General features: G+C 72.5%; 17 protein-coding genes and 3 pseudogenes. 11 read left to right on the top strand and 9 right to left on the bottom strand.

Translation table 11 applies throughout. The features are described 5' to 3' along the window. Window positions 1–26: 26 nt before the first annotated feature. The 4 genes and pseudogenes from Sfulv_RS05030 to Sfulv_RS05015 form a co-directional block, all read left to right on the top strand. Window positions 27–1009 (top strand): annotated as a pseudogene (locus Sfulv_RS05030) (Bug family tripartite tricarboxylate transporter substrate binding protein). Then, window positions 1006–1539, top strand: coding sequence for a tripartite tricarboxylate transporter TctB family protein (locus Sfulv_RS05025; RefSeq protein WP_173311932.1), 534 nt, complete (start codon window positions 1006–1008; stop codon window positions 1537–1539). The pseudogene Sfulv_RS05030 and the gene Sfulv_RS05025 overlap by 4 nt, the downstream one beginning before the upstream one ends. 3 nt (window positions 1540–1542) lie before the next feature. Next, window positions 1543–3039: a tripartite tricarboxylate transporter permease gene (locus tag Sfulv_RS05020; protein ID WP_173311929.1), complete on the top strand. Its 1497-nt coding sequence runs from the start codon at window positions 1543–1545 to the stop codon at window positions 3037–3039. A 105-nt stretch (window positions 3040–3144) separates the two neighbouring features. Continuing rightward, window positions 3145–4230 (top strand): annotated as a pseudogene (locus Sfulv_RS05015) (methyltransferase domain-containing protein); the annotation flags it as partial. Window positions 4231–4244: 14 nt separating this feature from the next. Here Sfulv_RS05015 and Sfulv_RS05010 read toward each other — a convergent pair. Then, window positions 4245–4742 carry a ribonuclease FAU-1 family protein gene (locus Sfulv_RS05010; protein WP_173311921.1) on the bottom strand — a complete coding sequence of 166 codons (498 nt, stop codon included), beginning with the start codon at window positions 4740–4742 and terminating at the stop codon, window positions 4245–4247. Next, window positions 4723–5643, bottom strand: coding sequence for a GNAT family N-acetyltransferase (locus tag Sfulv_RS05005; protein WP_173311918.1), 921 nt, complete (start codon window positions 5641–5643; stop codon window positions 4723–4725). The genes Sfulv_RS05010 and Sfulv_RS05005 overlap by 20 nt, the downstream gene beginning before the upstream one ends. Window positions 5644–5776: 133 nt before the next feature. Here Sfulv_RS05005 and Sfulv_RS05000 point away from each other — a divergent pair, with 133 nt between their 5' ends. Next, window positions 5777–6151 carry a GntR family transcriptional regulator gene (locus Sfulv_RS05000; RefSeq protein WP_173311915.1) on the top strand — a complete coding sequence of 125 codons (375 nt, stop codon included), beginning with the start codon at window positions 5777–5779 and terminating at the stop codon, window positions 6149–6151. An 84-nt stretch (window positions 6152–6235) separates the two neighbouring features. Here Sfulv_RS05000 and Sfulv_RS04995 read toward each other — a convergent pair whose 3' ends face one another. Then, complete coding sequence (locus Sfulv_RS04995) at window positions 6236–7330, bottom strand: DUF5925 domain-containing protein (RefSeq protein WP_173311912.1); 1095 nt, start codon at window positions 7328–7330, stop codon at window positions 6236–6238. A 195-nt stretch (window positions 7331–7525) separates the two neighbouring features. On the opposite strand from Sfulv_RS04995, the gene Sfulv_RS04990 reads away from it, so the two are divergent. Together Sfulv_RS04990 and Sfulv_RS04985 are read left to right on the top strand one after the other, a co-directional pair. Further along, window positions 7526–8332 carry an SGNH/GDSL hydrolase family protein gene (locus Sfulv_RS04990; RefSeq protein ID WP_173311909.1) on the top strand — a complete coding sequence of 269 codons (807 nt, stop codon included), beginning with the start codon at window positions 7526–7528 and terminating at the stop codon, window positions 8330–8332. 226 nt (window positions 8333–8558) lie between these two features. Then, a complete protein-coding gene (locus tag Sfulv_RS04985; RefSeq protein WP_173311906.1) occupies window positions 8559–8822 on the top strand; it encodes a hypothetical protein in 264 nt (87 codons plus the stop codon). Between the two features lie 46 nt (window positions 8823–8868). Here the strand turns inward: Sfulv_RS04985 and Sfulv_RS04980 are convergent, their stop codons facing one another. The 3 genes from Sfulv_RS04980 to Sfulv_RS04970 form a co-directional block, all read right to left on the bottom strand. After that, complete coding sequence (locus tag Sfulv_RS04980) at window positions 8869–10065, bottom strand: CaiB/BaiF CoA transferase family protein (RefSeq protein ID WP_173311903.1); 1197 nt, start codon at window positions 10063–10065, stop codon at window positions 8869–8871. A gap of 69 nt (window positions 10066–10134) precedes the next feature. Beyond that, entirely contained in the window at window positions 10135–10962 is an 828-nt protein-coding gene (locus Sfulv_RS04975) for an ABC transporter permease (protein ID WP_173311900.1), read from the bottom strand. Further along, complete coding sequence (locus Sfulv_RS04970; RefSeq protein WP_173311897.1) at window positions 10959–11927, bottom strand: ATP-binding cassette domain-containing protein; 969 nt, start codon at window positions 11925–11927, stop codon at window positions 10959–10961. The genes Sfulv_RS04975 and Sfulv_RS04970 overlap by 4 nt, the downstream gene beginning before the upstream one ends. 63 nt (window positions 11928–11990) lie before the next feature. On the opposite strand from Sfulv_RS04970, the gene Sfulv_RS04965 reads away from it, so the two are divergent. After that, window positions 11991–12701, top strand: a complete 711-nt coding sequence (locus tag Sfulv_RS04965) for a TetR/AcrR family transcriptional regulator C-terminal domain-containing protein (RefSeq protein WP_173311894.1) — start codon at window positions 11991–11993, stop codon at window positions 12699–12701. Window positions 12702–12715: 14 nt separating this feature from the next. On the opposite strand, the gene Sfulv_RS04960 is transcribed toward Sfulv_RS04965, so the two are convergent. The 3 genes from Sfulv_RS04960 to hmgA form a co-directional block, all read right to left on the bottom strand. Beyond that, window positions 12716–13957 carry a type ISP restriction/modification enzyme gene (locus Sfulv_RS04960; RefSeq protein WP_256668813.1) on the bottom strand — a complete coding sequence of 414 codons (1242 nt, stop codon included), beginning with the start codon at window positions 13955–13957 and terminating at the stop codon, window positions 12716–12718. 83 nt (window positions 13958–14040) lie between these two features. Then, window positions 14041–14817, bottom strand: a complete 777-nt coding sequence (locus Sfulv_RS04955) for a GntR family transcriptional regulator (protein ID WP_173311891.1) — start codon at window positions 14815–14817, stop codon at window positions 14041–14043. 54 nt (window positions 14818–14871) lie between these two features. Next, on the bottom strand, window positions 14872–16206 hold the full coding sequence (gene hmgA, locus Sfulv_RS04950; RefSeq protein ID WP_173311888.1) for a homogentisate 1,2-dioxygenase: 1335 nt from the start codon (window positions 16204–16206) through the stop codon (window positions 14872–14874). A gap of 328 nt (window positions 16207–16534) precedes the next feature. On the opposite strand from hmgA, the gene Sfulv_RS04945 reads away from it, so the two are divergent. From Sfulv_RS04945 to Sfulv_RS04935, 3 genes and pseudogenes are all read left to right on the top strand, one after another. After that, entirely contained in the window at window positions 16535–18715 is a 2181-nt protein-coding gene (locus tag Sfulv_RS04945) for a molybdopterin oxidoreductase family protein (RefSeq protein ID WP_173311885.1), read from the top strand. 134 nt (window positions 18716–18849) lie between these two features. Continuing rightward, complete coding sequence (locus tag Sfulv_RS04940; protein ID WP_173311882.1) at window positions 18850–20292, top strand: CitMHS family transporter; 1443 nt, start codon at window positions 18850–18852, stop codon at window positions 20290–20292. Window positions 20293–20359: 67 nt separating this feature from the next. Next, window positions 20360–20888: pseudogene (locus Sfulv_RS04935) on the top strand (MFS transporter); the annotation flags it as partial. Window positions 20889–20912: the final 24 nt, after the last annotated feature.

Below are 20912 nucleotides of genomic sequence, written 5' to 3'. Positions count from 1 at the left end.
CCACCTCACAGCGAAAGGCGGAACCCGTGCGACTGCGCACCCCCCTCGCCCTGGCCGGGGCGGCGCTCCTGGTGCTCGTGGCACCACCGCTGCTCTCCACGGGCAGCGGCTCCGGCACCGGGACCCAGATCCCCGGACTGCGCCTCATGGTCCCCAACACCCCGGCGGCGGATACGACATCACCGCGCGCACCGCCGCGAAGAACGCCGAGGACGCCGGACTCACCCACAACGTCGAGGTCTTCAACCTCCCGGGTGCCGGCGGCACCGTCGGCCTGGCCCGGCTCGTCGGGGAACACGGCAACGGCAAGCTCGCCATGTCGATGGGGCTGGGCGTGGTCGGCGCGGTCCACACCAACAACTCGCCCAGAGGGCTCGGCGACACCACCCCGATCGCCCGGCTCACCGAGGAGCAGGACATCGTCGTCGTCGCCAAGGACTCCCCGCACGAGACCATCGGCCAGCTGGTCGAGGCGTGGAAGGCGGACCCCGCCGGACTCCCCGTCGGCGGCGGCTCATCGCCCGGCGGTCCCGACCACCTCGCGCCGATGCTGATGGCGAAGGCCGCCGGAATCGCCCCGAGGGACGTCAACTACATCCCCTTCGACGGCGGCGGCGAACTACTCGCCTCGATCCTCGGCAGCAAGGTCGCCTTCGGCGTCTCAGGCGTCGGCGAGTACCTCGACCAGATCGAGGCGGGCGAGCTGCGCCTGCTCGCCGTCACCGGCCCGGAGCGGGTCCCCGGCCTCGACGCGCCCACCCTCCGCGAGTCGGGGCTGGACACCGACTTCACCAACTGGCGCGGCATCGTCGCCCCGCCCGGCCTCTCCGGCGCCGAACGGGACAAACTCATCGCCCTGATCCGGAAGCTGCACGACTCACCGCAGTGGAAGGACTCGATGGAGAAGAACGGCTGGGACGACGCCTTCCTCACCGGCGACGCCTTCGGCGAGTTCCTGGACGCCCAGGACCAGCGGGTCGCCACCGTCCTCAAGGAGCTGGGACTGTGACCACCGGTACCGCCGGACCGACGCCCGGCCCCAAGCGCGCGCACTGGCTGCGCGACCACTCCGAACTCGGCGTCTCGGTCCTCCTCCTGGTCCTCGGCGTCCTCGTCCTCACCGACGCCCTCACCATGAGCGTCGACCTCACCCAGCGCGGCCCCGTCGGACCCCGGACCGTCCCCCTCGTCGTCGGCGGCGGACTGCTGGTCATCGCCGTACTCCTCGCAGCCGACGTCCTGCGCGGCGGACGCGGAGAGGCGGAGGGCGGCGAGGACATCGACCTCGCCGAGCCCGCCGACTGGCGCACGGTGCTCCTGCTCGCCGGAGTCTTCCTCGCCAACGCCGTCCTCATCGGTCCGTTCGGCTTCCCCGTCTCCGGCGCCCTGCTCTTCTGGGGCTCCGCCTGGGCACTGGGCAGCCGCCACTACGACCGTGACCCGCTCATCGCGGCCGGACTCTCCCTCGTCACCTACTTCGTCTTCGACAGCCTGCTCGGAGTCCCCCTGCCGGGCGGCCCGCTGATGGGGGTGGTCTGACCGATGGATTCCCTCAACTCCCTCATCGACGGCTTCGGTACGGCGCTCACACCCGTCAACCTGCTCTGGGCCGCCCTCGGCGTCCTGCTCGGCACGGCGATCGGCGTGCTCCCGGGCATCGGTCCGGCCATGGCCGTGGCACTCCTGCTGCCGGTGACGTACGGACTCGAACCGACCGGCGCCTTCATCATGTTCGCCGGGATCTACTACGGAGCGATGTTCGGCGGCTCCACCACCTCCATCCTCCTCAACACCCCAGGAGAGAGCGCGGCCGTCGTCGCCGCGATGGAAGGGCACCCGATGGCGAAGGCGGGGCGCGGACCGCAGGCGCTCGCCGCCGCCGCGATCGGCCACTTCGCGGGCGGCATGATCGGCACGGTCCTGCTGGTCGTCCTGGCCCCGACCGTCGCCTCACTCGCCGTGGATATCGGCGCCCCCGACTACTTCGCGATCATGGTGCTGGCCTTCATCGCCGTCACCTCCGTCCTCGGGTCCTCCCGTATCCGCGGACTCGCCTCCCTGCTCATCGGCCTCACCATCGGCCTGGTCGGCCTCGACCAGATGACCGGCCAGCAGCGGCTCACCTTCGGCTCACTCCAACTGGCCGACGGCGTTGACGTGGTGATCGTCGCGGTCGGCCTCTTCGCCATCGGGGAAGCCCTCTGGGTCGCCGCGCACCTGCGCCGCTCCACCGGAGAGCCGATCCCGGTCGGCCGCCCCTGGCTCGGCCGGGACGATCTGCGGCGCACCTGGAAGTCCTGGCTGCGCGGCCCCGTCATCGGCTTCCCGTTCGGCGCGATCCCGGCGGGCGGCGCGGAGATCCCCACCTTCCTCTCGTACGTCACGGAGAAACGGCTCTCCAAGCACCGCGAGGAATTCGGCAAGGGCGCCATCGAGGGCGTCGCAGGACCGGAATCCGCCGCCTCCGCCTCCGCGGCCGGCACCCTCGTCTCCATGCTCACCCTCGGGCTGCCCACCACGGCCGTCGCCGCGGTGATGCTGGCCGCGTTCCAGCAGTACGGCATCCAGCCGGGCCCTCTCCTCTTCGAGCGTGAACCGGAGCTGGTCTGGGGCCTCATCGCCTCCCTCTTCGTCGGCATGGTCCTGCTCCTCGCCCTCAACCTGCCCCTCGCACCCCTGTGGGCCAAGCTGCTGCGCATCCCGCGCCCCTACCTCTACGCCGGCATCCTGTTCTTCGCCGCCGTCGGCGCGTACGCGGTCGGCGGGGAAGCGGCCGACCTGGTGATCCTGCTGGTCATCGGCCTGATCGGACTCGGCATGCGCAGATACGGACTGCCGGTGCTGCCCGCCGTGATCGGAGTCATCCTGGGCCCGGCCGCCGAACAGCAGCTGCGGCGCGCGCTGCAGATCAGCGACGGCAGCGCCTCGGGGCTGGTCGACACGCCGTTCTCCGTGACGGTGTACGGGGTGGTCCTGCTGATCCTGGCCTGGCCCCTGGTGAGGAAGCAGGTGACACGGCGCATGGCGGCCCGGAGGTAGACGGGGCCGCGGGAGCGGGCCGCCCGCTGCCGCCACCGCGAGCGGCTCACGGACTGCCCCGTGGTCAGGGGCGGCGTTGTCAGTGGCGGCTGTCACCCTCAGGGCATGACGACGATCGACTGGGACGCCGCCGCCGGCTCCTTCGACGAGGACCCCGATCACGGGCTGCTCGACCCCGCGGTCCGGGAAGCCTGGAAGCGCAGGATGGAGAGCTGGCTGCCCGCCACCGGCTCGGACGTCCTGGACCTGGGGTGCGGCACCGGAAGCCTCTCGCTGCTCGCCGCCGGGCTGGGGCACCGCGTCACCGCCGTGGACGCCTCCCCGCGCATGGCGGACCTGGCGGGGGCCAAACTCGCCGGGACCGGCGCCGAGGTGCTGGTGGGGGACGCGGCCCGGCCCCCGGTGGCGGGCCGTGCGTTCGACGTGGTCCTCGCCCGGCACGTGGTGTGGCTGCTGCCCGACCCGGAAGCCGCCCTGCGCCACTGGACCGGTCTGCTGAGACCGGGCGGCCGGCTGGTGCTGGTCGAGGGTGTGTGGGGCGGTGCGGGCATCCCGGCCGAGCGCCTGACCCGGCTGCTCGCGCCGCTCACCGAACGCGTGCACCACGAACCGCTCTCCGGCGAACCGGCCCTCTGGGGAAGGGAGGTGGACGACGAGCGGTACGCCGTGCTCGCCCACACCCGGCCGCCGCACCGGCACAGCGAGGTCGTCGACGTCCACCTCGTCCTGCGCCGGGGCCCCGAGATCCTGCTCGCACGCCGCGCCGGCACGGGGTACGCGGACGGTCTGCTCCACGCGCCGTCCGGCCATGTGGAGGGCGGTGAGGACGTCCGCGCGGCGATGATCCGGGAGACGGCCGAGGAGATCGGTGTCGCCCTCGGCCCGGAGGAGCTGCGGGTGGCCCTGGTCATGCAGCACCGGGGTCCCGGCGGCGCCCCGCGCGTCGGCTGGTTCTTCGAGGCGGAGTACGACCCGTCCCGCCCGCCGCGCAACGCCGAACCCGACAAGTGCTCCGAGCTCGTCTGGTCCGCCCTGGACGCCCTCCCGGACGACATGGTCGCGTACTGCCGCGCGGGGCTCGACGCCTACCGGGCGGGCGAGCGCTTCCTCATCCACTGGCACGAGGACGGCGACCCGGTCGCGTACAGCCCGAAGGTCCCCGGGCGCGCGGTGGTGCTGGCGCCGAGCGCGGGCCCCGAAGCCTGCTAGGCCAGCAGTCCCGTCAGGCCCTCCGTGCGGGCGAGGTGTTCCAGGTCGTCCAGGGCGCGGACCGCGGACCGGGCCGCCTGCGGGTCCCGGTCCGCGAGGCCGCTCGCCTCGAACTCGTCCTCGTCCAGGCGCAGTACCGAGGAACCGTCCGCCGACACCCACAGGTCGAGGTCCAGGTCCTCGACCAGGAGTACACCGTCGCGCAGCACCGCCGGGCGGGTCACGTCGCAGTACCAGCCCTTCAGCTCGCCCGCGCCGGTGCGGACCTCCTTCACCGCGAACCAGCGGTCGCGCCAGTAGTGCTCGGTGAGGACGTCGCCCGGCTCGAACCGGACGAAGCCGAAGTCGCGGACTCCCGGCGCGGCCCAGGGAGCCCGCACGGTCACCCGGCTGCCGTCGTCACGGACCAGCTCCGCCGGGTAGCGGATCTTGGTCCGGCCCGCCTTCGTCAGGGCGACGGTCAGCGCGGCCGGTTCAGCCGAAGGTGCGGACATGGCGTACCTCGGTGGCGCAGATCTCGTAGCCGAACCAGTCGTTGACGGCGAGCATGGGCCCGTTGCCCGCGTCGTTGCCGGTGAAGGCGTCCGTGTACCCGGCGGCCCTGGCCCGGTGCAGGGAGTCGTTCTTCACGAGCTTCGCGAGACCCCGGCCCCGGTAGGCGCGCCGGGTGCCGGTCATGCTCGTGGAGTAGCGGGTCAGACCGTCCGTGGTGGCCGCGCTGAACGCCGCCACCACGCCGTCCACCACGGCGACCGAGGTGAGCTCCCGGTCCAGGCCGGGATGGCGCCAGGTGTGGTTCAGCCAGTCCTCGTAGTCCGTCAACTCGCTGGGGGTGTCGCTCGGCTCGTCCGCCGTCGTCTCGGCGTCGGCCTCGAACAGCGGTCGCGGGTCGTCGGCGAAATCGGCCGCCGTGCGCAACTCCACGCCCGCCGGCACCTCCTGGCGCTCCGGCAGGGTTCCGTTCGCCAGGTCGAGGCGGAGGAAGTGCGCCGGCCGGCTCGCCACGTAACCGCGCCTGCGGGCGAACTCACGGTTGGCGGGCTCGTCGAGCACCCAGGTGTGGACCGCGAGCGCGCCGGCCTCGGCGAGATATCCCTCGGCGGTGCTCAGCAGCAGCGAACCCGCCCCGCGCCCCAGCCGGTCGGGCCGGGTGTACGGATTGCAGAAGCCCTGGCCCGGCTCCGGGCTGTCGTAGGAGAAGCCGACCTGCGCCGTGGCGATGATCTCGCCGTCCTCCTCGGCGACCAGTTGGCGGTACCGCTTGGCGGGATGGGCGCAGGCCAGCTCGTAGGCGACCTGTTCGGCGGTGGTCACCATGTACGGCAGCGCGGCACGCCGCACCGCCACCCACGCTTCCAGGTCGGCGGGCCGGATGTCCCGGACGATCACAGTCATGCGCGGGAGGGTACGCGGAGGCCGTCACCTGGCGCCTCCGGATTTTCGGATTCTCGGGTTTCCGGGTTTCTGGATTTCCGGTCTCCGGCGGGAGGGGCGGCCGTGGAGGGCGGCCGTGGGGGACAATCGTGCGGTGACCCTGAAGATCGATCTCGACCCGGACACCGCCACCGCCCCGTACGAGCAACTGCGCTCGCAGATCTCCGGACAGGCCCGCTCCGGCGCGCTGCCGGTCGGCTTCAGACTGCCGACCGTACGCGCCCTCGCCGAGGAGCTGGGCCTCGCCGCCAACACCGTCGCCAAGGCGTACCGGGCGCTGGAGGCGGACGGGGTGATCGAGACCCGGGGCCGCAACGGCACGTTCGTCGCGTCCGCCGGGGACGCGGCCGACCGCAGGGCGGCGGCAGCCGCGCAGGAGTACGCGGAACACGCGCGGCGGCTGGGGCTCTCGCAGGCGCAGGCCCTGTCGTCCGTGCAGGACGCGGTGCGGGCGGCGTACGGGCGGTGACGGCACCAGGGCCCTGACGGGACCGAGGCGGCGACGATCCGGAGGCCGTGACGGCACCGAGGTCTCCGGCCCCGGCGCGGACCGTCAGAGATACAGCCCCGAGTCGGCGCCCACGTCCTGCTTCGGTACCGACGCCGGACCGTTGCCGCGCCGCAGGGCGTACAGCTCGGCGAGGGTCGCGCCCTCGCGGCCGAGGCCCTCCTCCGTGCCCAGCCAGCCGGCCGACTCCTCCCGGGTCAGCGCGCCCACCTCGATCCGGGCCAGACAGCGGCCGGGCCTGACGACCGCGGGGTGGAGCCGCTCCAGGTCCTCGTTGGTCGTCACCCCGACCAGCACGTTGCGGCCCTGGCCGAGCAGCCCGTCCGTCAGGTTCAGCAGCCGGGAGAGGGCCTGGCCCGCCGTGTGCTTGGCCTCGCCGCGGATCAGCTCGTCGCAGTCCTCGAGCAGCAGCAGCCGCCACCGCTCCCTGGACGTCCCGTCGTCCTCCCCGATCGCGATGGACATCAGATAGCCGACGTCGTTGAAGAGCTGTTCCGGATCGAGTACGCAGTCGACCTGGCACCAGTCGCGCCACGACCGCGCGAGCGTACGCAGCGCGGAGGTCTTGCCGGTGCCCGGCGGGCCGTGCAGCAGGAGGAGCCGGCCCGCGATGCCGTCCGGGGTCACCTTCATCAGCGGGTCCATCGCCTCGGCCACCGGCGCCGTGTAGTTGCGGCGGACGTCCTCCCACGTACCGGCGGAGATCTGCCGGGTGGTGCGGTGCGGACCGCGGTGCGGGGACGCGTACCAGAAGCCCATGGTCACGTTCTCGGGCTGCGGTTCGGGGGTGTCCTGGGCGCCGTCCGTCGCCTGCGCCAGGATCTTTTCGGCCAGTTCGGGGCTGGTCGCGGTGACGGTGACATCGGCCCCCCGGTTCCACCGGGAGACCAGCAGCGTCCATCCCTCGCCCTCGGCGAGCGTGGCACTGCGGTCGTCGGCACGGGCGGCCCGCAACACCCTCGCGGCCGGGGGCAACAAGGTCGCCGCCTTCTTCAGCCGGTCGAGTGATGAGGTGTGCGCGTACGGCTGCTCGCCCGTCGCGAAGCGGCCGAGGAACAGCGCGTCGACGACATCGGCCGGTGAATCGCCGTCGTCGAGATTCAGCCGGATCGGCAGCGAGGACTCGGGGTTGGCAGACATGGCGCCCATGATCCGGCACGCGGCCGCCCGCCGCACCCGCTTTCGTCAGCCGGTTCCGTCCCGGCGCGCGGGGGTGACGCCGGATCAGCAGGAGTTCACGGAACCGGCGTACGACGTTCTTGGCATGAACACTTCCACAAGGGCGGAGCTGCTGCTACCACGGAGTAGGCAGAAACCCTGCTCCAGGAGGCTTTCATGAAATTGTCCGGACTCGTGACGTTCTCGTCCTCTCTCCTCTTCGGTGCCGTCCTCGCCCTGACCGGCGGAGGTGCCGCTCAGGCCGCGGAATCCGCGGCCGTCGACTACGTCGCGCTCGGCGACTCCTACTCCTCCGGAGTCGGTGCCGGCGGGTACATCAGCTCCAGCGGCGACTGCAAGCGCAGCACCCGCGCCTACCCCTCGCTCTGGGCCGCCGCCAACTCGCCCGCCTCGTTCGCCTTCACCGCCTGCTCCGGAGCCCGCACGAACGACGTGACGGCCGGGCAGCTCGGACCGCTCAACTCCTCGACCGACCTGGTCTCGGTCTCCATCGGCGGGAACGACGCCGGCTTCGCCGACGTCATGACCACCTGCGCGCTCCAGTCCGAGGCCACCTGCCTCAGCCGGGTCGCCACCGCCCGCGCCTACGTCGACTCGACCCTGCCCGCCAGACTCGACTCCGTGTACGGGGCGATCAGCGCCAAGGCCCCGGCCGCCCGGGTCGTCGTCCTCGGCTACCCCCGCTTCTATCAGCTCGGCGGCAACTGCATCGCCGGGCTCACCGAGAACGAGCGCGCCGCCATCAACAGCGCCGCCGACCACCTCAACGCGGCGACCGCCAAACGCGCCGCCGACCACGGTTTCACCTTCGGCGACGTCCGGCCGACCTTCACGGGTCACGAGATCTGCTCCGGCAGCGCCTGGCTGCACAGCGTGAACTGGCTGAACATCGGTGACTCCTATCACCCCACCGCCGCCGGGCAGTCGGGCGGCTACCTCCCCGTCATGAGCGCGTCCGCCTGAGCGCCACCGCCCCGCCGCACCGCCTCCCGCCCGGCCCCTCGCGGCCGGGCAGGAGGCCCCGCCCAGGGGGGCCTGTCCAACTCACCCTGGAATCGGTAGGATTCGGTAACCAGTCGTCAACCTCCTCACGGGTGTGGGCGATCGCGACCGGGATACACGAGTGCCGTCCAGGGGCGATAGGGTTACCCTGCCCGGGCCGGGTGCCCTCGTACGGGTGGGGAGTGACATGGAACAGATAACGGTGCGCAGCAGGCCGCGTGTGCCTGCCATCACGTGTGGGAGCAGTGCGACAAGTTCGCGCCTCGACCGCCACCTCGCAGTGCTCGGCGGTCCCGCCGTCCCGCAGCGCGAGTCGGCGGAAGCGACGCTGCTGATGCGTGAACTGACCTCGCGCGACGCCGCGCACACCCGCCGGAGCAGGAGCGCGCGAGTCTCGCTCTTCGCCCCGCTGCGGCGACTGCGCCGCTCGCTCTTCGGCAGCCGCCGCTGACTCGACGGCATGTCACCACTGATCCGGCCCCGCCGCCCGGGGCGGCTCAGGCGATCACCCCGTCCCGGCGCAGCGCTGCAGTCTCCTCGCCCGTCATCCCCAGGGCCCGCAGGGTTGCGTCGGTATGTTCTCCCAGCGCCGGTACGGCGCCCATCCGCGCCTCCGACCCGCCCGGCAGCGTGATGGGCGGCAGCAGCGCGCGCAACGCCCCGACCGGTGACTCCACTTCCCGCCACCGGTCCCGGGCGGCCAGCTGCGGATGTGCCGCCACGTCGGCCACGGTGTTGAGCCGGGCGCAGGCGATCCCCGCCGCGTCCAGCGCCGCGAGCGCGTCCCTCCCGGTCAGTGCCCCCAGCGCACGCGCGACCACGGCGTCGGTCCGCTCCCGGTTCGCGGTCCTCGCCGCGTTGGTGGCGAAGTCCGGATCGTCGGCGAGCTCGGGCCGCCCCAGGACCTGTTCCGCCAGCCGGCGCCACTCCCGGTCGTTCTGTACGGAGAGCAGCACGTCCTCGCCGTCCACCGTGGCGTAGGCGTCGTAGGGCGCGATGACGGAGTGGGCGAGCCCGGTGCGTGCCGGGGGCTCACCGCCGTGCATCCCGTGGTGCAGGGGGTGGCCCATCCACTCGGTCAGCGCGTCCAGCATGGACACCTCCACGGGCCCGCCCCGCCCGGTCGTGGCCCGTCGCAGCAGAGCGGCGAGCACGCCCGAGAAGGCGTACATCGCCGCCGCGATGTCGGCCGCGGGGATGCCCGCCTTCACCGGCTGCCCGGGGGTGCCGGTGACCGATACCAAGCCCGCCTCGCACTGGACGAGCATGTCGTAGGCCCGCTTGTGGGCGTACGGCCCCCCGGCTCCGTAACCGGAGATGTCGACGGCCACCAGGCGCGGGTGTCCGGCGCAGAGCGTGGCGGCGTCCAGGCCGAGCCGGGCGCCGGCTCCCTGCGCGAGGTTCTGTACGAACACGTCGGCGTCCGCGATGAGCCGGCGCACCACGGCGAGGCCGCGCGGGTCCTTGAGGTCGACGGCCACCGACTCCTTGCCGCGGTTGCACCAGACGAAGTGGGACGCGAGCCCCCGGGCCGCGGTGTCGTAGCCGCGGGCGAAGTCGCCGCCGTCCGGGCGCTCGATCTTGACGACCCTGGCGCCGAGGTCGGCCAGCTGCCGGGTGGCGAAGGGTGCGGCGACGGCCTGCTCGACCGCGACCACGGTGATGCCGTCCAGGGGGAGTGGCTGGGTGCTCATGAGCACCGTACCTATCCTGTACGCGGCACTTCTGTCATCCCGTCCGCCCCCGCCGCGGGCGTTCGTGGTTCAGTCCGTGCCGCGTGCGTACCGGCGCACGGTCAGCGGGACGAACACGGCGAGCAGGACGGCCGACCAGGCCAGCGTTCCCGCCACCGGGTGCGCGACCGGCCACGCGGCGCCCGCGGCCGGGGCCGCGTTGCCGAACAGGTCGCGGGTGGCCGAGGCCAGGGCGCTGATCGGATTCCACTCGGCGACGGTGCGCAGCCAGCCCGGCATGTTGTCCGTCGGGATGTACGCGCTGGAGAGCAGCGGCAGGATGAAGGTGGCACTGCCCAGCTGTCCCGCGGCCTCCTCGTTGCGGATCAGCAGGCCAAGCCAGTAGCCGGCCCAGGACGTGGCGAAGCGGAAGAGCAGCAGCAGCCCGTACGCCCCGAGTGCGGCACCCGGGCCGCCCTCGATCCGCCAGCCCGCCGCGAGCCCGACGAGCATCAGCGGGATCATGCCGACAGCTGTGGTCAGCACCTCGGCGACGGTGGAGCCGAGTGGTACGGCGGCCCGGCTCATCGGCAGCGTACGGAAGCGGTCCATCACCCCGCGGTCGCAGTCCTGCGCCGCCTGGAACATTCCGGTCATGAGGCCGTTGGCCGCTGTCGCCGCCAGGAGGCCGGGCACCAGGAAGGAGCGGTACTCCTGCCCCGGGACGGCCAGTGCGCTGCCGAACACGTAGCCGAAGAACAGCAACATCGTGATCGGCATGGTCTGGGTCAGGACCAGTACGCCGGGCGCGGCTTTGATCTTCTGCAGATGGCGGCCCACCATGGCCGGACCGTCGGCGGCCAGGGAGCCCGTGACGGGCGCCGGGTTCTGCTCGTGGACCAGGGTCGTGGCGCTCATGCTGCCGGCTCCTTCGGTGCGCGGACGTCGCCGCGGCCGGTCAGGCGGAGGAATGCCTCGTCGAGGGTTGGCGGGCGCAGGCTCGCGTCGATCACCGGGACGCCCGCCGCGTCCAGTTCGCGGACGATGCGCGGCAGGGTGAGGGTGGGATCCGACGCGACGACGCCGATGGTGCGGTGTTCGTGGTCGAGCGTCGGTTCGGCGCCGGTCAGCCGGTCGAGCACGGCCGCCGCGGCCCGCAGCGCCGACTCGTGTGCGACGACGACCTCCGCGTAACCGCCGATGAGGGACTTGAGTTCGGCCGGGGTGCCCCGGTGGGCGGCCCGGCCCCGGTCGATCAGCACGATGTCGTCGGCGAGTTGGTCGGCCTCCTCCAGGTACTGCGTGGTCAGCAGGACCGTGGTGCCGCGGCCCGCCAGTTCGCGTACCGCCTCCCAGATCTGGTTGCGGCTGTGCGGGTCGAGTCCGGTCGTCGGCTCGTCGAGGAAGAGCACCTGCGGGCGGGTGAGGAGGCCGGCGGCGAGGTCGAGGCGGCGACGCATGCCGCCCGAGTAGGTGCGGGCGGGGCGGTCGGCCGCCTCGGTCAGCCCGAAGCGTTCGAGGAGCTCGTCGGCGCGGGTGCGGCCCGCCGGGCCCCGGAAGCGGAGCAGCCGCGCGAAGAGCCGGAGATTCTGCCGGCCGGAGAGCTCGCCGTCGATCGAGGTGCTCTGCCCGGTGACTCCGATCGCCGCGCGCACCGCGGCGGCCTCGCGGACCACGTCGTGGCCGGCGACCCGCGCGCTGCCGGCGTCCGGGCTCGTCAGCGTGGTGAGCAGCCGGACGGCGGTGCTCTTTCCCGCGCCGTTAGGCCCCAGCACGCCGCAGACGGCGCCCTCGGCGACGGCCAGGTCGAGCCCGCGCAGGGCGTGGACGTCCCCGTAGTGCTTCTCCAGACCCTCACTAAGTACAGCGTACGTAGTTGTCATGGGCCTACCGTAGCGCACTACGTACGGTGTACGTAACTACGATGGTGAGTGAGGTGATGACCGATGGCGGGGCGACCCCCTGTACCCGAAGTGATCTGGGCGCGCCCCGAGCGTGCGGGCCGCGGGCCCAAGCCCGCGTTCAGCCGCGCGGACATCGCGGCAGCCGCCGTGCGCATCGCCGACGCCGAGGGCCTGGACGCGGTGTCGATGCGCAAGGTGGCCGCGGAACTGGGCTGCGGCACGATGTCGCTCTACAACTACGTGCCGCGCAAGGAGGACCTGTACGAGCTGATGCTCGACGCGGTCAGTGGCGGATACGACCTGCCGGACAAGCCGTCCGGCGACTGGCGCGCCGACATGATGGCGCTCGCGCACCAGGCCCGCGCGATGATGCACCGCCACACCTGGGTACCGAGGCTGATGTCACCGGTCTACGGGTTCAGCCCGAACGTGCTGGCCTACATGGAGTACACGCTGAGCATCCTGGACGGGCTCGATGCCCGGTTCGGCGAAAAGATGGAACTCATCGCCATGGTCAACGGCGTGGTCACCACCTATACGGCCAACGAGATCGCCACGGCCGAACGCAGCCGCTCGCTGCCCTGGACCGAGGAGCAGGAGCACGCGGCCCGCACCAACTATCTGATCAGCCAGATCATGACCGGGAAGTACCCCCGCCTGGCGGCCGGATTCGCGGAGGACTCCGGGCCGATCGATCTGGAGGGCGTCTTCGACCGGGCGCTGGGCCGCGTACTGGACTCGTTCGAGCGATAGCGGCCCGGGCGGGGTCACAGCAGCGCGAACTGCCCCTCCGGCCCCTCCTCCTGGTGGTCGAGTACGGAGGCGGGGCGGCGGGCGCCCGTCGGGACCGGCAGGATCCCGGCCGCCCGCAGCGCGCTCCGGGGAAGCGTGGGGGCCTGTGCGAGCCTGTCGCGCAACGCCTCCTGCCGGGGGCGCAGGCCGTCCAGGAGCGCGAGCACGGTGATCAGTTCGAGCAGCTCCGAGGTGCGCTCCTGCGGCCAGCCGCGCGGGCGCAGTGCCTCCAGGCCGTCGTCCCCGGCCGGCGCCGTGCGGCGCTCGAACCAGAGCTCCAGCATCCGTACACCGTCCACGGGGAACTCCCAGGCCCCGGCGGGGACGGGGGAAACGCGCCCTTCGCCGATGCTCAGGACCTCCGACTCCGGTTCGTACTCCAGCGTGGCGGGGCGCGGTGGTAGGGCGGCGCGCACATAGGGGCGGCGCCCGCCCGGCAGCCGGGGACGCTCCCCGCCCCGCGCACCGCGCGCCTGGAGCCGCAGGAGCTCCCGGCCGAGCTCCACCCCGGCCGCCCAGAGGGCCCCGTCGGCGGGCAGCGGTACGCGGCACCCGGCGGGCGAGGGGCGGGCGACGGCGAGCGACCACGCGAGGACGTCCCGCGCGCAGACCCCGTGCCCGTCGCACTCCCCGTACCGCGCGCTCAGCAGGCCGAGCAGGCCGGGCGCGAGGTTGGGTTCCCGGCCGCCGGGCCGCCGGTGCAGCGGACGGACCCGCCCGGAGCGGCCCGCGGGGGAGTGGCCGAGGGGCAGCAGCGGCGTCACGGACAGCGCGGGCCCGGCGCCGTGGGCGGTGGAGCCGTGCTCGAAGGCGAAGAGCTGGTGCTCGTCCGCCACCCGCCACAGCTCGGGGCGGGCGGCGTCGATGAGCCGGTGGTCGGGGATCAGCCACTGCTCGTCGAACGGGCCGTACTGGACCCGGACCGGCCGCGGGTACGGCCCCGGCTCACGGGCGAACCTGCCCGTGGCGGTGGTCTGCCCCGGCAGCGCGGCGACCGCCGTCCGTGGCGTACGCAGACGGCTCGGCCGGAACAGCCGGTCCTGCTCGGCGCCCCGTGCCCGGACCAGCAGATCCCAACGGGCCCGCAGCGTGGCCTGGTCGGGGGCGCTCACCCAGGGCCGTCCGGTCCGCGGCGGCCGTACCGACCACGGCATCAGCTCGTCGAGCAGGGCCGCGTCCTCGTCCCCGCCGGTTCCGGCCGCCACCCGCGCTGCCACCGTGTCGTCCTCCCCGCCACCAGGTCCGCCGCCCCGCGTCCGTCACGCGCACCCGGCATCGTAACGGCGCACCGGGCGCCGGGTCAGTGCGCTTCGACCGTCACGGAGAACGAGAAGCGGTCGCCCCGGTAACGGATGCGGGCCACGTCGACCACCCGGCCGCTCTCGTCGTACGTCACCCCCGTGTAGTGGAGGATCGGGCTCAGCAGGGGCACCTGGAGCAGGTCGGCGGTGACCGGGTCGGCCAGCCGCGCCTCGACGGTGTCCGTGATCCGGGAGATCCGTACGCCCAGGGAGTCGCGGAGCACCTTGGTCATCGGCCAGCGTTCGAGGTCGGCCACGTCGAGTCCTTCGGCGGTCTCGGGGCGCAGGGCGTTCTCCGCCCAGTTCGTCGGCTCGCCCGTCTCCCCGTCGCAGCGCAGCCGCCGGTAGTTCACCACCTCGGCGCAGCCCGGGAAGTACTCGGCGAGGTCCCCCGGCACGGCGGCCGGCCCGTGCCCGAGAACGGTCGTCCGCTCGCCCGACTGCTGGGCGACGATCGCGTCGATCGATCCCAGCAGCCGGACCGGTGAGACGCGCCGGGCCCGCGGCTCGATGAAGGTGCCGCGCCGCCGGTGCCTGCTGATCAGGCCCTCGGCCTCCAGCTCCTTGAGGGCCTGGCGCATGGTGAGGACACTGACGCCGTAGTGCCCGGCGAGCTGTTCCTCGGTGGGCAGCCGCAGGGAGGCGTCCTGCGGGCGGCCCAGTATCGACGCCCGCAAGGACTGCGAGACCTGGTACCACAGGGGGAGTTTCCGGTTCAGGACCAGTGAGTCGGGAGCAAAGGCGGAGGTGTGATTCACCTCGTTCACCTGATTCATCCGGTTTCACCTGGAGTCTCTGTGCTGCGCGGTGGCCGGTCCGGGAGGGCTCTCCTACGGCCGGAAGTTGCGGCTCAGACCCTCCCACACGTCGTCGTAACCGCGCTGGAGATGTCCGGCGCCCGCCGCCTGGCCGGTGGCCGTGACCGGCCAGCGCGTCTCGAACATGAAGGCCAGACCGTCGTCGATCTTCTGCGGTTTCAGCTCCGCCGCGCTCGCCCGGTCGAAGGTCTCCCGGTCGGGGCCGTGCGCGGACATCATGTTGTGCAGTGAGCCTCCGCCCGCCACGAACCCGCCCTTACCCGCCGACTTGGCGTCGTACGCGCCCTCGATCAGGCCCATGTACTCGCTCATCACGTTGCGGTGGAAGTACGGCGGGCGGAAGGTGTCCTCGCCGACCAGCCAGCGCGGCGCGAAGACGACGAAGTCGACACCCGCGAGACCGGGGGTGTCGGACGGTGAGGTCAGCACCGTGAAGACCGAGGGGTCGGGATGGTCGTAGCTGATGGAGCCGATCACGTTGAACCGGCGCAGGTCGTAGACGTACGGCACGTGGTTGCCGTGCCAGGCGACGACGTCGAGCGGCGAGTGGTCGTACGTCGCCGACCAGAGGTTCCCGCAGAACTTGTTGACCACCTCGACCGGGCGTCCCGCGTCCCCGTCGTCCTCGTACGCGGCGACGGGGGCTCTGAAGTCCCGGGCGTTGGCGAGGCCGTTGGCGCCGATCGGGCCGAGGTCGGGCAGCACGAACGGCCGGCCGTAGTTCTCGCAGACGTAGCCGCGGGCGGTGGCGTCGAGGAGTTCGACGCGGAAGCGGACACCCCGGGGGATCAGCGCCACCTCGCCGGGTGCGGCGCGGAGCATGCCCAGCTCGGTGCGGACCAGCAGGGCGCCGCGCTCCGGGACGATCAGCAGCTCGCCGTCTGAGTCGCTGAACACGCGCTCCATGGAGGAGTCGGCGTGGTAGAGGTGCACGGCCATGCCGGTGCGCTGGGTGGCGTCGCCGTTGCCTCCCAGGGTCCACAGCCCGGCCAGGAAGTCGGTGCCGGGCGCCGGGTCGGGAAGAGGGTCCCAGCGCAGCCGGTTGGGGTCGGGGACCGTCTCGGTGAAGGGGGCGGAGCGGACCGCTCCGTTGTCGGTGCGGACGAACGGCGGGTGGGCGGCCGACGGGCGGATGCGGTAGAGCCAGGACCGCCGGTTGTGGGCACGCGGTTCGGTGAAGGCGCTGCCGCTCAGCTGCTCGGCGTACAGCCCCAGCGGCGCGCGCTGCGGTGTGTTGCGGCCGATCGGCAGCGCGCCCGGGACCGCCTCGGAGCTGTGCTCATTGCCGAAACCCGTGGAGTACGCGAGTCCCTCCGCCGTCTTCCTCGCCTGCTCGATGCCGCTCATGATGCGCTCCCGGTGCGATCGGAATCCCCTGGACCCCTTGGACCAGGAATCCTATGGTCAACCGTAGGAATAGGAACAGTGCGCGTCAACGGCATTCGCCGCGCGCAGGGGTCCTGTTCCGGCCGGCCTTCCGCGTCGAGCCGGCGGGCGGCCCGGCCCTGGTGGTTCCACCTGGCCCGCGTCCTCGGCCGAAGGGCGCCGGACCAGGCGGGCCGGTGCTCCAGGGAGAGGTCCCCAGGATCGGTGCCGCCAAGACCTCCCCACCATCCGTACCGGTCGGTATGCTCACCCCTGTCCGTGTGCCGCCGTCCCTCACCGGGGAGGACCCATGTCCGCCGACTCCCGTACCGCCCTGCGTATCTGCCCCCTCTGCGAGGCCACCTGCGGACTCACCCTCACCATCGAGGGGACGTCGGTCACCGGCGCCAGGGGTGACCGGGACGATGTCTTCAGCCAGGGGTTCATCTGCCCCAAGGGGGCCGCTTTCGGCGGGCTGGACGCCGACCCCGACCGGCTGCGCACCCCGCTGGTCCGCAGGGACGGGGTGCTCCGGGAGGCGAGCTGGGAAGAGGCGTTCGACACGATCGCCGCCCGCGTCCCGGCACTGATCGAGGAGTACGGGCCCCGGAGCACCGGAGTCGTCCTCGGCAACCCCAACGTCCACACGATGGCCGGCGCGCTCTACCCGCCCCTCCTGCTCAGGACGCTCCGCACCCCCAACGTCTTCTCCGCGAGCACCCTCGACCAGATGCCCAAACACGTCGCCTCCGGACTGCTCTTCGGCGATGCCCACGCCATCGCCGTGCCCGACCTCGACCGCACCGGCCATCTGCTGCTCATCGGCGCCAACCCGCTCGAATCCAACGGCAGCCTCTGCACCGCCCCCGACTTCCCCGGCCGGCTCAAGGCGCTGCGGCGGCGCGGCGGCACCCTCACCGTCATCGACCCGCGCCGCACCCGGACCGCGCGGCTGGCCGACCGCCACCTCGCGATCCGGCCCGGCGCGGACGCGCTGCTCCTCGCCGCGGTCGCGCACGTCCTCGTCGAGGAGAAGCTCGCCGACCCGGGAGCGCTCACCGACCACCTCGAAGGTCTCGGCGAACTCACCGAAGCCCTCAAGGAGTTCACACCGGAAGCGGTCACCACGGCCTGCGACGTCGACGCCGCCACCATCCGCACGCTCGCCCGGGAGCTGGCCGCCGCCCCCACCGCCGCCGTGTACGGGCGCATCGGCAGCTGCACCGTCGAGCACGGCACCCTCGCCAGCTGGCTCATTGACGTCCTCAACATCCTCACCGGCAACCTCGACCGCCCCGGCGGCGCCCTCTTCCCCCTCTCCGCGACCGCACGGGCGCCCCGCCCCGCCGCCCCCGGCAAGGGCTTCGCCCTCGGACGCTGGGCGAGCCGGGTCTCGGGCCACCCCGAGGCCAAGGGCGAATTCCCCCTCGCCGCGCTCTCCGAGGAGATCGAGACCCCGGGCGACGGCCGCATCCGCGCACTGCTCGTACTCGCCGCCAACCCGGTGCTCTCCGCCCCCGACGGCGACCGCCTCGACCGTGCCCTCGCGGAGGGGCTCGACTTCATGGTCAGCGTCGACCCGTACCTCAACGAGACCTCGCGCCACGCCGATGTCGTCCTGCCCCCGCCCCCGCCCTCGCAGAGCGCCCACTTCGACTTCGCGTTCAACTCCTTCGCCGTGCGCAACCAGGTGCGCTACACCCGCCCCGCCGTGCCCCTGGAGCCGGACAGGATGGACGAGAGCGAGATCCTGGCCCGGCTCGTGCTCGCCGTCGGAGGGATGCACGGCGCTCCCGCCCACACCGTCGACGACCTGGCCATCGGCGCCGCGCTCGCCGCGGCCGGAGCGCCCGAGGAACTCGCCGGCGAGCTGTCCGGCACCACCGGGCCCGAGCGGCGCCTCGACCTCATGCTGCGCCTGGGCCCGTACGACCTCACCCTGGACCGGCTCCTCGACCACCCGCACGGCATCGACCTCGGCCCGCTGGAGCCGCGCGTCCCGCAACTCCTGAAGACCCGCAGCGGACGGATCGAGCTGTTTCCCGCGCCGGTCGCCGCCGATCTGCCTCGGCTCCTGCGGGCGATGCACCGGGAGCCCGCCGGACTCGTCCTGGTCGGCCGCCGCCATCTGCGCTCCAACAACAGCTGGATGCACAATGTCGCCGCCCTGAGAGGCGGATCGAACGTCTGCACGCTCCAGGTCCACCCCGAAGACGCGGCCCGGATCGGGCTCCTGGACGGCGCCACCGCCCGGATCAGGGCCGCCGGAGGTGAGGTCGAGGCTCCGGTGGAGATCACCGACGCGGTACGGGCGGGGGTCGTGAGCCTGCCGCACGGCTGGGGGCACAGCAGGCCCGGCACCCGGATGTCCGTCGCCTCGGCCGTCCCCGGCGTCAATGTGAACCAGCTCCTCGACGGCACGCTCCTCGATCCGCTGTCCGGCACCGCCGTGCTCAACGCCGTACCGGTGTCCGTGACGCCCGCCTCCTGACACCAACTCGCTGACCTGGGGTTTTGCTCGTATTGCTCGCACGTCGACACCTTGTGGACGCCGTGACGTGAGCCCTAACGTCATCCGGACCGCCGGCTCCGGTGGGAGTTCAAAGGTGAACGTGAGGTACCCCCATGCTGACAATCCTCGGATTCGCCATGATCGCGACCTTCCTGGTCCTGATCATGACGAAGAAGATGTCGCCGATCGCGGCGCTGGTCCTGATCCCCGCACTGTTCTGCGTCGCCGTCGGGCAGGGGGCGAAGCTCGGCGACTACGTCATCGAAGGGGTCGGCAATCTCGCGCCGACCGCCGCGATGCTCATGTTCGCCATCGTCTACTTCGGTGTGATGATCGACGTCGGCCTCTTCGACCCGATCGTGCGGGGCATCCTGCGGTTCTGCAAGGCTGACCCGCTGCGGATCGTCGTCGGTACGGCGGTCCTGGCCGCGATCGTCTCGCTGGACGGTGACGGCTCCACCACGTTCATGATCACCGTCTCGGCGATGTACCCGCTCTACAAGCGCCTCAAGATGAGCCTGGTCGTGATGACCGGTGTGGCGGCCACCGCGAACGGTGTCATGAACACCCTTCCCTGGGGCGGGCCCACCGCCCGCGCCGCGACCGCCCTCAAGCTGGACGCGGGCGACATCTTCGTGCCGATGATCCCGGCGCTCGCCGCCGGACTGCTGGCCGTCTTCATCCTGGCCTTCGTGCTCGGGCGCCGTGAGCGCAAGCGGCTCGGCACGCTCTCCCTGGACGAGGTGCTCGTCAGGGAGGCGAAGCCGGAGACGGAGCCCGAGACGGTGCTGGTCGGAGCGGGCGGCGGCGACCGTCTCCGCAAGGGCTCCGGTCCGGCCGGTACGCCGACGGTGGGCGCCGCGGGCACGGGCGCCGGCGCACCCGCGGACGCCGACGAGGAGGACGAGGAGGAGTTCAAGGGCCTCGACCCGCACCGCGCCACCCTGCGCCCCAGGCTGTACTGGTTCAACGCCGGCCTCACCGTCGCCCTGCTGACCGCCATGATCATGGAACTGATGCCGATCCCGGTGCTCTTCCTGCTGGGCGCCGCGCTCGCCCTCACGGTCAACTTCCCCCACATGCCCGACCAGCGGGCCCGTATCGCCGCCCACGCCGACAACGTTCTCAACGTCTCCGGCATGGTCTTCGCCGCCGCGGTCTTCACCGGCGTCCTCACCGGCACCGGCATGGTCGAGCACATGGCCGACTGGCTCGTGGGCGCCATCCCCGAGGGCATGGGCCCGCACATGGCCGTCGTCACCGGGGTGCTGAGCCTTCCGCTGACGTACTTCATGTCCAACGACGGCTTCTACTTCGGTGTCGTCCCCGTCCTCGCCGAGGCGGGTGCCGCCCACGGCGTCTCCCCGCTGGAGATCGCCCGCGCCTCGCTGGTCGGCCAGGCGCTCCACATGTCGTCCCCGCTCGTCCCGGCCGTCTACGTCCTCGTCGGCATGGCGAAGGTCGAGTTCGGCGACCACACCCGGTTCACCGTCAAGTGGGCCGCGCTCACCTCCCTGGTGGTGCTCGGCGCCGGAATCCTCTTCGGCATCATCTGATGGACGCCGCGTCCGGGTCCGGCATGTCGACGGCGCGGCCCGCAGTCTCCTACCAGGCCCTCGCGCTCGGCGCATCGCGCCCGCCACCATCGGACTGCTCCTCAGCCTCCGGAGCCTTCGGGCCGCCGCCACGATCGCCTGCCGGCTGGTGATGGGGCCGATGCTCCGGCTACTCGGCCGCACCGCCCTGCTCACCACCACCTGCCTGCCGGCCGAACTGCTCTGCGCGGGCATCGCCCTGCCCGTCCCGGTGTGGGCGCTGGCCGTGATGCTCGCCGTACTCGGTTTCTGCCTGGGCGTGGGACAGCCCTTGTCGATGACCACGGTCGTCCAGGCGGCCCCGGAGCGCGCCCGCTCCACCGCGCTCGCCCTGCGGCTGACCGGAAACCGGCCGGAGCCGCCACCCGGCTCCGGCGTCCGCCGGACTGGTCGCGGGCTTCGCCGGCACCGCAGCCCCGTTCGTGATGCTCGGAGCGCTGCTCCTGGGGGCGGCGGGTCCCGGGGTACGCGCCGGCCGCGCCCGGCAGGCCGGAAAGGGGTCCACCGGGTCCGTGCGGCGTACCACGGATACCACCACGAACCGGAACCTCTCTTGACACTTGCCGCCCGCCGGATCTCCT

Source organism: Streptomyces fulvorobeus (genome assembly GCF_013167895.1).
GTDB classification, from domain to species: domain Bacteria; phylum Actinomycetota; class Actinomycetes; order Streptomycetales; family Streptomycetaceae; genus Streptomyces; species Streptomyces fulvorobeus.
Note: the sequence above shows the minus strand (reverse complement) of the source record. Positions and strands in the feature narration are given on the sequence as shown.